The sequence below is a fragment of the Parafrankia sp. FMc2 genome, from assembly GCF_041008525.1.
GTDB lineage: Bacteria > Actinomycetota > Actinomycetes > Frankiales > Frankiaceae > Parafrankia.
Window position 1 is genome coordinate 1 of sequence record NZ_JBFLUG010000166.1, and the last position, 13,586, is coordinate 13,586.

The window sequence follows — 13,586 nt, forward strand, 5'->3', positions numbered from 1 at the left end:
GGCCGGGGGAGGCGCCGTGGCCGCGGGGGGCGGGGCCCGGTCGACAGCGGGTCGAGAGAGGGAGGCCGCCATGACCGGCGAGGGCCGCAACGGGTCGGCAGGCAGGTCCGCGGGGGCTGACATCGTCGTCGGGATCGACGGGTCGCCGGGTTCGGAGTCCGCGCTGCGGTGGGCCGTCACGGAGGCGTCCCGGCGCGGCGCCCGGGTACGTGCTGTCCTCGGCTCGTGTCCACACGAGCAGCCGTCAGCTGTCCGCCGGTGGGCTGACGCGACCGCGGGTCCGCACGACGAGGGGACGCTCGCGCAGGCCGCCGGCCAGGTTCTGCACGAGGCACTCACCGACGTCGAGCTTCCGCCCGGGCTCGCCGTCGTCGAGGAGGTGGTTGACGCCCCGGGCAGCGAGGCCCTGCTCACCGCGGGTCGGGACGCCGAGATGATCGTGGTCGGGACGCGCGGCCGCGGCCTCCTCCACCGCCTGCGGATCGGTTCCGTCAGCGCGTCCGTCGCGGTGCACTCGCCCGTACCCGTCGTTGTCGCCCGCGCCCCCCGAACGGGGGATGAGGACGATGCTGCGGAGCCGGCCGGGTCGGGTGGACCGAGCGGGCCGCAGCCACACACGTCGGACGCGCCGCCGCGTCCGGTGGTCGTCGGTGTGGACGGTTCACCGAACTCGCTGGCGGCGCTGCGCTGGGCCGCGGACGAGGCCGTGCTGCGCGGAGCCCCCCTGCACGTCGTACACGCCTGGCTTGCCGCGGTGCCTCTCCCGTTCGCCGAGACGTCCGGAGACATCGTGGCGGCCCTCGAGGACCAGGCCCGGGCCATGCTGGACGACTCGATCGCACAGGTGATCGGCGCGGCCGCCGGACCGGGCCAGGACGGTCCGGCGGCACCCACGCCCAGCGTCCGACGGGTGCTGGTGGCGGCCTCGGCGACGCGGGCGCTGCTGGAGGAGAGCCGGGACGCCGATCTGCTGGTGGTCGGGGCCCGCGGCCGGGGCGGCTTCGCCGAGCTTCTGCTCGGATCGGTCAGCCACCAGACGATGCTGCACGCGACCGCGCCCGTGGCGATCATTCACGGCCGCTGACCGCTGCCGCCACGGCTGTACCGGGCCGTACGGGGTCCCCGGCCGACGGGTTCCCGGCCGATGGGTCCCCGGCCGACGCAGGGGGCATCAGCTCCGTCGGCGCGTCGACCCGCACTGGACGCCCGCCAGCTCGGCGCGGATCTCCTCCCAGCTACGCCAGTCGAGCCGGTCGTCGGATGCGGTCTGGTCCCACGGGTTGCGGAGAAGGACCCGCCCGGTGTGCTCGTCCGCGCCGAGGATCGTGTAGGCATGCGCGGGCACGAGTCCCGATCCGCCGCCGGTCCGGTTCCGCGTGACCACGGTCACCACATCACCGGCCGCCAGCCTGCCGGCGATGTCCGGCACCTCGACGTTGGCCGACGGGACGCCGACGGCCTCGGCGCCGGTCAGCTGCCGCATCGCGGCGGCGGGATCACCGCCCTCGATACCCGCGTAGCTGCCCGCCAGGCGGGCGTAGGCCTTCTCGTACAGGGCGGGCCACAGCTCCGGGTCACCATCGGCGTTGTCCGTGTCGGCGCCGATCTCCTGGCCGGTCCTCCGATCCACGGGAAGGCTCCGGGTCACCGTGATCTCGACGGCCCCGCGCCCCGTGTACAGGGTGACAGTGACTGTGCCGTTCGCGTTCTCCCGGAGGTTCCCGCGTAACAACGCCGGATCCGCGTGGACGACGCCGAGGAGGGCCGCGAGGAAGTAACAGTCGCCGAGCCGGCCCTGGCCGACGTCCGCCGCGGTCGCCCCGCGCACCCAGACCGGGCTCCTGCTGTGCCCACGCCGGACGAAGCCTTCCGTGGAGGCGCTCAGCCCCAGCGCACGGCTCCACGACGGCCCCTGCTCGACCACCGGCGGTTCCAGCCCTGGGAACAGCCGGGCCACCTCGCTCACCATCGGCGGCGGCGCCTGACGCAGGATCAGGTCCCCGAGCGCGACGACGGCGGGCAGTCGGTGCAGTGTGCTCAGATCCAGCCGGCTCGGTGCCAGGGCCGCGGCCGCGGCCAGCACCTCCAGCGGACGGCCACGTAGACCACCGATCACCGGCGTCAGCTCGCCCGGAGCGAGCCGTGTCAGCCGTACGGCGATCTCGGCGAGCTCAGCCACCCCCAGCCGCAGCGGGTCGGTGCCGATCAGCATCGCCAGCCCCGCGACGGGCCCCTCCGGTGCGGCCGAACCGCGTGCGACCGGACGGGGCGCAGGGCGGTCAGCCGGCGGCGAGGCCTGGTCAGGCGAGGGTGCGGGCCGGCGGGCGAGACCCTCGGCGGCGGCGATCTCCGCCAGCCTGCGGTCGATCGACTCGGCCATCTCACCGGCCTGCGCGGCCACGAGGTCGAGGCCGTGACACACGCCCACAGCCCGCCCGCTGGGCCCCAGCCGAGCCAGGAGGCGAACCGCCTCGTGCCCGGCCGCCCGCAGCCGGCGAGCGAGCTCCGCGAGCCGCTGGGCCGAGAAGCGGACATCCACCGGCCAGGCCGACCCTGTTGGCCAGAAGCGCTCCGGAGGCCGGAGGACCAGACGCACCGGAGGCACCGGAGGCACCGGAACGGCGGCGAGGTCGGCGGTGGCGGCGAGGTCGAGGACATCGGCCCGCTCGCGGGCCAGGCGGGCGCCCGCGGCCAGTGCGGACGCCCAGGCGTCGATCCGGGCGTGGCATCGCTGCTGCCAGGGTGACCGCCACGTCAGGTCGTCGTCGAGGGCGATCACCGGCCCGAGCAGCAGCAGGATCTGCTCCGCCGCCTGGCGCAGGGCTACGGCCGTCGCGCGCGGCGAGGCGGGCTCATCGTGGCCGGCGCCGAGTCTCGGATGCCTCACCGCCCCGGTCGTGCCGGCATCTTCCCGCATGATCGCAAAGTTAACCGCCGGCCGCCGCTGGGGACCCGGGCCGACGGGGAGAGGCAACGCAGGGAACCGGGCGAGCTACAACCCGGTGGCAGCCATCACCCGCAGGCAGCGGTTCTCCAGGTGGATAACGATCTTCCAGTAGTCACGGAAGGCGGGGTTCGTCGTCTGGCCGTGGTGGTAGCGGAAGTAGATCTGCTGCGCGATCACGGCGAGTCGGAACAGGCCGAACACCTGGTAGAACGGCCACCGGCCGACATCCACGCCGCGGCGCTCGCCGTAGTACTCGACGATCTCGGCCCGGGTGGGCATGCCGGGGGCGTGGCTCGGCTGCCGGCGGGTGTACCGGTAGACATCGTCATCGTCCGCCTGGATCCAGTAGGCGAGCGCGCCCCCGAGATCCATCAGCGGATCACCGATGGTCGCCATCTCCCAGTCGAGCACACCGCTGATCCGCGGGAGCCCGTTCTCATCCGGACTGGACACATCGAAGACCACGTTGTCCAGCCGGAAGTCGTTGTGGATCACGCAGGCGGCGACGTCCTCCGGCGCGTACTCGGCCAGCCAGCTCATGACGGGCTCAAAGGACGGGACGTTCGGCGTGCGGGCATCCCGATAGCGCCTCGTCCACCCACGGATCTGCCGGTCCACATACCCCTGGCCGCGCCCCAGGTCCGACAGGCCGTGGGCGGCCGGGTCGATGTCGTGCAGGGCCACCAGCAGGTCGAAGACCCGGAAGGCCAGCTGGCGGGTCCGCACCGGGTCGAGGGTCAGCGACCGCGGAAACTCCGACCGCGGGATCACCCCGGCGACCCGCTCCATGACGTAGAAGTCGGAACCGATCACCGCCGGGTCGTCGCAGAAGGCGATCACCCGCGGCACATAGGGGAAAGCCGGCCGCAGGCGGGCCTGCACCCGGTACTCCCGGCCCATGTCGTGCGCCCCGGAGGCCTTCCGGCCCCGCGGTGGGCGGCGCAGGACGAGATCGACGTTCTCATAGCGCAACAGGTAGGTCAGGTTCGAGGCGCCTCCGGAGAACTGCCGGACCTCGGGGCGCCCCGGGGCAGGAACCACACCGGTGTGCGGAACGGCACCGTTGGGCGGAACGGAACCGTTGTTGGTCACCTCGGCGGATGCCCCGAGGTGCCGGCGGAGCCAGTCGTCCACTGCGGGTACGTCGAGCGCGTCCTCGTCCCGCACCGGGCGCGACCCAGCTAGATCATCCACGGCCATCCGTCGAGCCTAGTGCCGACGCAGTCGGCAGGATCGGGACACCGGTCCGGAAAACCGTTGCGCCGTAGGCATCCGCCGGGTTGTCGGCCGCCGCGTCACGCCGCGGCCCACGCCCTCGGCAGCGTCAGGCGGTGGGGCCGGCGGCCGGATCCGCGCCGGGCGGTCGAACCGCTTCGCCGGGCGGATCGCCGGAAACGGCGGACACCGCTGGCGAGGCGCACGAGGCGGACACGGCAGCGTGCTCGTCGGGACCGGGCAGCGGGCGCTGCTCCGGCAGGCCGGTGACCGGCCTGCCACTTTCCTGGCGGGCGCAGGGCACCGATCTGATTCCGGCCGAAGCACTGGTCAGCGCAGTCGCCGCGGCCCTGTCGCGGGTCGGCCGCAACCGCTGGCGGGAGCCGGTGGCCAGGCACGCCAGCCTGTTCCGCGCCGTGGGCCGGCTCAGCTGAACCGCGATGGCGACCAGCCCGCCGCCGATGACCCCGTCCATCCAGTAGTGATTGGCGGTGATCACAACCACGATGCTGGTGATCACGGGATGGGCGAGGATCAACCAGCGGGCACGCGTCCGCAGAATCGTGATCACTCCCCAGGCGACCAGGATCGACCAGCCGACGTGCAGGCTCGGCATGGCCGCGTACTGGTTGGCCACCGTGTCGCCGGCCGTGTAGGGCGTGGGGCCGAAGACCGCTCCGGTGTCGACCAGCGTCACGTGTGGCATGACCTGGGGCAGGAACCGCGGGGGCGCGAGCGGGTACAGCATGTGGATCAGGAGTGCCGCGCTGGTGGAGGCCAGGATGACCAGCCGCACCCGGGGCCACGCGTCGCGGTGCCGGACCAGGACCCACAGCAGGAACGTGATGGACGCCGGGAAGTGGACGCCGATGTAGAAGCGGTTCGCGAGCTCCAGCAGATGCGTGGAGTGCAGCGCGAGCTGCTGGATCGTGGACTCGCTGGGCAGGTCGAGGAGCCGTTCGACGTTCCAGACGTCTCTGGCGTTCGCCAGGGCCTGCGGCTCCCGGCCGACGGCCATCCGGCGCCCCATGCGATAGATCATGTAGAGCAGCGCGAGGAGCAGGACCTGACCGCCGAAGAACAGCGCGGACGAGGTCGCGCGCCCCAGCCTGGTCGCGTGCAGCCACGAACTCCTCAGCGCGACGGCGACCGGCCTGTCACCGGACCTCGCCTGCTCACGCCAAGGAATCGGAATGCTCACCATGAGCCCCACCGGCGCATCTCACGCCCTCCCGCCGACATGCCCCGTTAACCTCCCGTTCCTACCGGCCGATCGGTAAGCAGAGCAAGGACCCGGTCTCTGTGACACCACACTCATCTCCCCTCACCCGCCGATGAGTGACGCTGCGTGACGCCCTACCCGGGCCCGTTGGTCGGCCTGTCGCCCCTCCCGACTCGCCGGCTGGCGGCCGAGTGACAGTGAGATAAACCAACAGCGAGCAACCCTCGGCTATTTCCACCACATTGGAACCTTTGTCCTACCCGCCTGTCGGATGTTCGACACAGGATGGCGATGAGGACACTCCGGCCACACCACGCCCAGACAGCTGACATGGGACTCCGGCAGACCGTAGGCGGCATATCGGCGTCCGTCACGTCCTGCCCCTCGGCCGAGACATCACCCACAGCAGCCCTCTGGCCGGCCAAGCTATGGCCAATATCACATTCATCGCGGACGGCACGGCAATCGTCGCGCTCTGCAGACGCGCCGGTTCGCGGCGAAGCACCGCAAAATTGACGAAGCAGACCTTTGCGGCAGGGCCTCCTTCTCACCTGCCCGGGACCGCGAACCGTGTTACTCCGGAGCTACCGCACACCCAGGGCCGAAGGGAGAAACATCATGTACGCATCGGTAGGCGACCGCTTCGTCGTCCACGGCCGCACGGTGGGAGACCCGGAGCGCCACGGGGTGGTCATCGAGGTCCGCGGGACGGACGGCGGGCCGCCGTTCATGGTCCGCTGGGATGACGGGCATGAGGGGCTGTTCTTCCCCGGCGCCGATTCCACCATCGAGCTGCGTCCGGCGCGTGAGGACGTGACGGTATGAGCACGTGACGGTATGAGCACCTGAGGATGCGGTCCGCGGCCCGGGCGAAAATCCCGGGTCGTGGGGGTCGGCACCCGGATGTGATGTGCGCTATACACCTTGCAAACCGATCTCCGGGCGGTCCGAACGGCCGCCCGGGCGCCACGTTGATCCCCGGAGAGCATCCTGATGCCAAGTTCGCCAGTGCCGTCGGACGGATCCGCCCGAGGCGGCAGATCGACCCGTTTCTGGTCGGGCCTGGGTCGCGTGGTCGGACGACGGACTGGCGTGGTCGCGGCGGTTGCCGCGCTCGTCACCGTGGTGCTGGGGTTCGGCCTGACCAGGCTGGAGTTCACCACCGGTCAGGAGAACTACCTCAACCCCGACTCCCAGGTCGCCAAGGACAACGTCGCCTACCAGCAGCTTTTCGGCGGCCAGGCGATGATCACGCTCTTCACCACGAAGCCGGACGCCGACCTGGTCGACCTCTTCACGCCCGGCAACGTCCAGAAGTTCCGTGAGCTGTCCACCACCTTGGAGAAGGACCCCGGCGTCGAGAGTGTGATCACTCCACTTACGGCGCTCGAGTTTACCGAGAATCTTGTGACCAGCCCGGATGGACAGATTCTGAGCAGTCCGGCGGCCAAGATCCTGCTTGGCGCGCAGGCCCGTGACCCGGATCCGAGGTCCGCTGAACTGCGGTTGACCGACTCGCTCCGCACGCTGGAACGCATCAACAGCATTCCGGCGGACCAGCGTTCGGTTGACGACGCCGCCTGGATCGAATTCCTGCTTTACGACAACACCGGCGCGGTCCGCAAGTCGCTGCAGTCCTTCTTCCCGACCGAGAACACCGCCCAGATGATCGTGCGGCTGCAGGGCAACGCCTCGATCAAGGAGGAGGGCGAGGGCGCCACCGTCACCGAGGCCGCGATGGCTCGTATGACCTTCGACAACGCCGACGTCATGACGACCGGTGCGGCCGTGCTCCTGCGGGACATCAACGACTACCTGCGGGGCGGGTTCCTCACTCTCGGTGGCATCTCGCTGATCATCATGGCCGGTCTGCTGCTGGTGGCGTTCGCCGTCCGCTGGCGGCTGCTGCCGCTGGCCGTGGTGGGTGTCGGACTGGTCTGGGCCTTCGGCCTCGCCGGCTACCTGGGCATCCCGCTGTCGGTGGTGACGATCGCCGGCATGCCCGTCCTGCTCGGTGTCGGCATCGACTTCGCGGTCCAGCTGCACAGCCGGGTCGAGGAGGAGGCCCAGCTCGACCGCGCCCGTGATCCGGTCGCGGAGGCGCTGGCGCGGCTCATGCCCGCACTGGCACTGGCCACCGTCGCCGGGGTCGTCGCGTTCCTCGCGCTGGAGTTCAGCGAGGTTCCGATGATCCGCGACTTCGGTGTGCTGCTGGCGATCGGGCTGCCCGTCATCGTGCTCGCGACAGTGCTGCTGAGTGCCGCCTCACTCGGATTCCGCGAGCGCCGGGCACCGACCGCACCGAAGGACTACTCCCGCGGCCCGCTCGGGCGGACTGTGGTCTGGCTCGGGTCGCTGCCCCGCGCGGCCGCGATCCCGCTCGTCGTGCTCTCCACCGCGATCTTCGCCGGCGGTCTGGTCGTCGAGGGCGATCTGAAGGTCCAGACCGACCCGGAGAAGTGGGTCAGCCAGGACTCCCAGGTCGTGCACAACATCCAGGACCTCAAGGCGCAGACGGGCTCCAGCAGCGAGCTCGGCGTCTTCATCCAGTCCGACGACATCTTCGACGACCGGACGGTCACGTTCGTCCACGACTTCGCCCATCAGCAGCTCGACGAGCACCCCCGCGAGCTGCTGACCGTGTCGAGCCTCGTGACCACCATCAGCTTCCTGATGGAGGTGCCCGACACCACGCTGCTCGCACCGACCGGCGAGGACATCCGGCTGGCGTACGGGGTGACCCCGGAGCCGATCAGGCAGAGCACCGTCAACACGGACGGCCGGGCGCTCAACATGATCTTCCGCACCGGGCCGGGGGCGTTGGAGGAACGCGCCGTCGTCGTGAACGACATCCGGGAGACTGTCGCACCGCCCGAGGGGATCCGCGCCACACCGTCCGGGCTTGCCGTGGTCGGCACGGGGCTGCTGGAGAACTTCGAGAAGAACCGGGTGGAGCTGACCTACTTCGCGCTGATCGGCGTCTTCCTCATCCTGCTCCTGCGCTACCTGAACATCGTCCGCGCGGTGGTCTCCGTGGTTCCGGTCCTGATCGCGGTGGGCCTCACCGCGATCGTCTCCCACCTCGCGGGCTTCGAGCTCAGCCCGCTGACGGCGGTCGGCGGCCCGCTGGTGATCGCGCTCTGCGCGGAGTTCACCACTCTGATCGTGATGCGCCACGTCGAGGAGCGGCGGCGCGGACGCGACCCGCAGGCGGCCACCGAAGAGGCCGCGGCCCGGACCGGGCGGGCCTTCATGGTGTCGGCACTGGCCGCGGTGATCGGAATCGTGGTCCTCGCGTTCAGCTCGCTGCCGCTGCTGCGGGACTTCGGCCTGGTCGTGGCCCTGAACGTCGGCATCGCGCTGCTCTCCGCCCTGATCGTGCTGCCGCCGCTGCTCCTGTGGGCGGACGAGCGCGGCTGGGTCTACCGCGAGTCGCGGCGCGTGCCGCCGGAGGCCGGTCCGCAGGTCGCTGCGGCCGGCGCCTCGGCCTCCCCGGCCTCCCCGGCATCGACGACCACCGAGTCCGGGGCGGGCGGGCCGGCCGGCGGCTGATGTGACGCGACCGGACCGGGTCTTCGCCGTTCCGGTCCACTGTGGCACGCTCAACTCACTCGTACCTTCGTCTGCCGACGGCAGTCCGACAGGCGGCCGGCAGCGGAACGTGACACCGCAGTGGAGGCTCGGCAGCCATCCGAGCGCAATGAGGAGAGGGCATGACTTTCGACTTCAAGGTCGCGGATCTCGCGCTGGCCGAGTTCGGCCGCAAGGAGATCCGGCTTGCCGAGCACGAGATGCCCGGGCTGATGGCGACCCGCGCCGAGTACGCGGCCAGCCAGCCCCTCAAGGGCGCCCGGATCATGGGCTCACTGCACATGACGATCCAGACCGCGGTCCTGATCGAGACGCTGGTCGCGCTCGGTGCCGACGTGCGGTGGGTCTCCTGCAACATCTTCTCCACCCAGGACCACGCGGCGGCCGCCGTGGTCGTCGGGCGGAACGGCTCCAAGGACGACCCGCAGGGCGTCCCCGTCTTCGCCTGGAAGGGCGAGACGCTGGAGGAGTACTGGTGGTGCACCGACCAGGCACTGGCCTGGCCGGACGGCGGCGCCCCCAACATGATCCTCGACGACGGTGGTGACGCGACCCTCCTCGTCCACAAGGGCGCCGAGTTCGAGCGGGCGGGCGCGGTCCCCGCGACCGACCCCTCGGACTCCGAGGAGTACGCGATCATCCTGGAGACCCTGCGCCGGACGATCTCCGAGAAGCCCGGCCGGTGGACCGCCGCCGCCTCCTCGATCAAGGGTGTCACCGAGGAGACCACGACCGGTGTGCACCGGCTGTACGAGATGGCCCGGGCGGGCACGCTGGCCTTCCCGGCCATCAACGTGAACGACTCGGTCACGAAGTCGAAGTTCGACAACAAGTACGGCTGCCGCCACTCCGTCATCGACGGGCTGAACCGGGCGACCGACGTGCTCATCGGTGGCAAGGTCGCGGTCGTCGCCGGTTACGGCGACGTCGGCAAGGGCTGTGCGGACGCGCTGCGCGGCCAGGGCGCCCGGGTCATCGTCACCGAGATCGACCCGATCTGCGCGCTGCAGGCCGCGATGGACGGCTTCCAGGTCCTCACCCTCGAGGACGTCGTCTCGACCGCCGACATCTTCGTGACGACCACCGGCAACTACGACATCATCACGGCGAAGCACATGGCCGCGATGAAGCACCAGGCGATCGTCTCCAACATCGGCCACTTCGACAACGAGATCGACATGGCCGGCCTGGCGAAGATCGAGGGCATCGAGAAGATCAACATCAAGCCGCAGGTGGACGAGTGGGTGTTCCCGGACGGGCACTCGATCATCGTCCTGGCCGAGGGCCGGCTGATGAACCTCGGCTGCGCCACCGGCCACCCGAGCTTCGTCATGTCGAACAGCTTCACCAACCAGGTGATCGCGCAGATCGAACTGTTCACCAAGACCGACCAGTACCCGCTCGGCGTGTACATCCTGCCGAAGCACCTGGACGAGAAGGTCGCTCGGCTGCACCTCGACGCGCTCGGCGTCAAGCTCACGACGCTGAGCAAGCAGCAGGCCGACTACATCGGCGTCCCGGTGGAGGGCCCGTACAAGGCGGACCACTACCGCTACTGATCGACCGGCGCGCCAGAGCGCCACAGCGTGCGAAGGGCCGTCCCGGTCACCCGGGGCGGCCCTTCGCCGTGTCCGAACCAGCCTGTCCCTGGCCGGCGCCGCCGGTCAGAACGTCGGCACGGGCGGGGCTCCTTCGACCGCCCCAGCCGCTGCGGCTTCGGGCGGGGCGGTGCGGAACCAGCACACAGCCGTCCAGTTCGTGCCGGACCGCCCCGCACCGGCCCCGGCAGCCGGTTCCGCCGCACCGGCGGCGGTACCGGTGGCCTCCGCCTCCGCCGAGGCAAGCGTGTACCAGCCATCGGGTAGGTAGGCCCCCGAACGGGCCACTGTCGGGGTGTCGTAGTCGGCCGGGATCTCGTCGGGAACCACCAGCTCCCCCGCGCCTGGCGGGCATTCCAGCCCGTTGGACGCCGTGATCCGCGAGCCGGGCTGCCGACGCCCCGACCCGGTGTCACACAGCACCGCCGACCGGGGCGGCCAGAAGGCCGCCGTCTGCGCGTAGTAGCCCGCGGTCAGATGCACCGGCGCGCCCGGATCGGGTTCCCCGGTCGGGTCCGCGACGTCGAACTGGCGGTCGCTGCGGCATTCCGCCGCCGGGGTGCCGCCTGCGTGCGCCGCGGGCTGACCGGCGATCGCGAGAGAACCCACGGTGGTCAGCACGGCCACCATCCCCACCCGGGCCGGGGCGCGTGATCGGTCCAGGCGATGCGAGCGGCCCACTCCGCGTGATCGAGGCGATCGATGTGGCAGGCGTGATCGTGAAAATGTCATCAGCAGTACCCCTCCCTGTACGGGGAGTCAGACAAACATGTCGGACGGACGCCGACCCGCAGGTGCCGGGCAACACACGCCCTGTCGGCTTGGCGACAGCCGGTGCCCGGACCTGACACCGCGGCGATCCGTGCCGGGTATACGCGCGTGGACGTCCGCACCCGCGCGGACAGTGGGTGCTTTCTGCCCCACCATCCAGCCAGCGAATCACGACAAAACAATGCCGATACGCCGATCGGGGCTCGCGGACGACAGTCGGCCCACAGCACGAACGACCCCAGATGGGGATGGTCCGGCCCGGAGGGGTAGGAATCCCTCAGACCCTCCGACCCTAGAGGAAGACGTGAATCGTCCAGACCTGAGGCCACCGGACCACACGACGCCAGCCGGGATCCCGGCCCCGGCCAGCACCTCGGCCGTGGCCGGGAGCTCGGCTCCCACCAGAAAGCAGCGGGGCTGACCGTGCCGGCCACCCTTTACCCACCGGCACGGTACCGCCCCGTCCGGAACACTTCGGGCAGCATGACGCAGCCGACCCGTGGTCTGATTCCCCATGTCCAGGTCGGCACGGGCTCGCTGTTCGGCTGGTTCGACAATCCGGCCAGCGAGGTGAGCTCGCACCTGTGGCTGTCCCGGGGCGGCGAGTTCGAGCAGTACGTCCCGTTCGACCGGCGCGCCTGGGCACAGGCCGCCGGCAACCCGTTCTGGATCAGCGTCGAGTGCGAGGGGTACGACACCGAGGACTACGCGCCGATCCAGATCCAGCGGCTCGGCGAGCTGTTCGCCTGGGGGATCCGCGAGTTCGGCTGGCGGGCCGAGATCACCGACTCGACGAACGGCTACGGCATCGGGACCCACCGCATGGGCGGGGCTTCCTGGGGCGGCCACTCCTGCCCCGGGAACATCCGGGCGAACCGCCGCGGTGACATCCTCGCCGCGGCGGTGGGCGCGCCGTCCTTCGCGGACCCTCGCCAACGCTATGCGGGCATGCCCACCCTGCGGGAGGGCTCCCGCGGCGCGGCCGTGGTCACGCTGCAGAACGCGCTGAACATCATCTTCGGGCACGAGGCGACGTCCGGCGACCCGTTCAGGCTCGTCCCGGACGGGGCCTACGGCCCGCAGACCGCCGCCCGGGTGGCCTCGCTGCAGCGTTATGCGACGCCCTGGTTCGGGCGCATTCCCGACGACGGCATCTGCGGCCCCGCCACCTGGCGCAAGGTCGGTTACGTGCTCACCGGAATGAACCGGCAGGTCTGACGCCGCCGGGCCCCCGCGCTCCCACGTCCGTGCTCAGGCCTGGCGCAGCGCGTCGGCGAACGAGACGCGGGCACCGGTGCGCAGCACCGCGTTGTGGTAGATCCGCCCGGTGGCCCGCAGGAGCACACCGATCAGCACGAGCGCCAGCAGGACCGAGACGACGAGCTGCCAGACCGGCGCGACCCCGAGCGCGATCCGCATCGGCATAAGGACCGGGGAGAACAACGGAACCATCGACAGCACGGCGATGAGGCCGTTGTCAGGGTCTCCGGGCACGATCGAGATGCCCAGCACCCAGGGGACGACGAGCGCCAGGACGATGGGGCTGGAGATGCCGCCGAGATCCTCCTGCCGGGAGACCATCGCGCCGATCGCGGCGAAGGGCAGCGCGTACAGGAAGAACCCGATCACGTACCAGGCCACGGACCAGACCACAGTTCCGGTCGCCTCGTTCGACGGCAGCGTGAGCGCGCCGGTGACCAGCGAGGCCGCCAGCCCGCCGCCGGCGAGGACCACCATCTGGATCAGCGCGACGATCCCGATGCCCAGAACCTTGCCCGCCATCAGCGTCCATGGCCGGACCGTGGACAGCAGCAGCTCGACGACCCGGCTCGACTTCTCCTCCACCACACCCTGCGACACCGCGGGCCCGTACAGCATCAGCCCCATGTAGATCAGCAGTGCCGAGGCGATCCCGAGGACGAGACGCTCACCCTGGTAATCGGGCACCGGATCGAGCGAGGTGATCTGGACGTCGGCGGCGGCCACCGTCTCGTTGACCCGGGCCGGGTCGCCGCCGAGCACGCTGATCTCGTTGTCGAGAACCTGCTGGCGCGCCAGAACGGCCAGGACTCCGCGCAGGTCGTCACTCAGATCCTCCCGGACCGCGACCCGCAGCCCGCTCGGTGCCGCAGTGACCAGCGCGTTTAGGTCTCCGTCGGAGACCTCGCGCAGACCGGCGGCCTCGTCGGGGACCTCCCGTGTGGTGACGTCGACGTCCAGGCTCGTGGCGACGGCCGCGAGC

10 protein-coding genes are annotated in these 13,586 nt (G+C 70.8%); 5 read left to right on the forward strand and 5 right to left on the reverse strand.

From position 1 onward, the window contains the following. Positions 1-16 precede the first annotated feature (16 nt). Positions 17-1,084 carry a universal stress protein gene (locus AB1460_RS31650; protein WP_420497428.1) on the forward strand — a complete coding sequence of 356 codons (1,068 nt, stop codon included), beginning with the start codon at positions 17-19 and terminating at the stop codon, positions 1,082-1,084. Between the two features lie 87 nt (positions 1,085-1,171). Here the strand turns inward: AB1460_RS31650 and AB1460_RS31655 are convergent, their stop codons facing one another. From AB1460_RS31655 to AB1460_RS31665, 3 genes are all read right to left on the reverse strand, one after another. Next, a complete protein-coding gene (locus AB1460_RS31655; protein WP_368965746.1) occupies positions 1,172-2,887 on the reverse strand; it encodes a C2 family cysteine protease in 1,716 nt (571 codons plus the stop codon). Positions 2,888-2,992: 105 nt separating this feature from the next. Continuing rightward, entirely contained in the window at positions 2,993-4,147 is a 1,155-nt protein-coding gene (locus AB1460_RS31660; protein WP_368965747.1) for a phosphotransferase family protein, read from the reverse strand. Between the two features lie 124 nt (positions 4,148-4,271). Further along, on the reverse strand, positions 4,272-5,366 hold the full coding sequence (locus AB1460_RS31665) for a phosphatase PAP2 family protein (RefSeq protein ID WP_368965748.1): 1,095 nt from the start codon (positions 5,364-5,366) through the stop codon (positions 4,272-4,274). A 636-nt stretch (positions 5,367-6,002) separates the two neighbouring features. Between AB1460_RS31665 and AB1460_RS31670 the strand changes: the two genes are divergently transcribed. The 3 genes from AB1460_RS31670 (at position 6,003) to ahcY (ending at position 10,534) form a co-directional block, all read left to right on the forward strand. Then, the gene (locus tag AB1460_RS31670) at positions 6,003-6,209 is read left to right on the forward strand and encodes a DUF1918 domain-containing protein (RefSeq protein ID WP_368965749.1); all 207 of its coding nucleotides are present in this window, start codon (positions 6,003-6,005) and stop codon (positions 6,207-6,209) included. Between the two features lie 168 nt (positions 6,210-6,377). Further along, positions 6,378-8,936: an efflux RND transporter permease subunit gene (locus AB1460_RS31675; protein ID WP_368965750.1), complete on the forward strand. Its 2,559-nt coding sequence runs from the start codon at positions 6,378-6,380 to the stop codon at positions 8,934-8,936. A gap of 161 nt (positions 8,937-9,097) precedes the next feature. Beyond that, positions 9,098-10,534, forward strand: coding sequence for an adenosylhomocysteinase (ahcY, locus tag AB1460_RS31680; RefSeq protein WP_368965751.1), 1,437 nt, complete (start codon positions 9,098-9,100; stop codon positions 10,532-10,534). Between the two features lie 105 nt (positions 10,535-10,639). On the opposite strand, the gene AB1460_RS31685 is transcribed toward ahcY, so the two are convergent. After that, entirely contained in the window at positions 10,640-11,203 is a 564-nt protein-coding gene (locus AB1460_RS31685) for a hypothetical protein (protein ID WP_368965752.1), read from the reverse strand. Between the two features lie 564 nt (positions 11,204-11,767). Between AB1460_RS31685 and AB1460_RS31690 the strand changes: the two genes are divergently transcribed. Beyond that, positions 11,768-12,562 (forward strand): N-acetylmuramoyl-L-alanine amidase, encoded by a 795-nt coding sequence (locus AB1460_RS31690; protein ID WP_420497427.1) that lies wholly within the window; start codon positions 11,768-11,770, stop codon positions 12,560-12,562. Positions 12,563-12,595: 33 nt separating this feature from the next. Here the strand turns inward: AB1460_RS31690 and AB1460_RS31695 are convergent. Beyond that, a partial coding sequence (locus AB1460_RS31695) for an ABC transporter permease (protein ID WP_368965754.1) occupies positions 12,596-13,586 on the reverse strand: 991 nt, incomplete at its 5' end.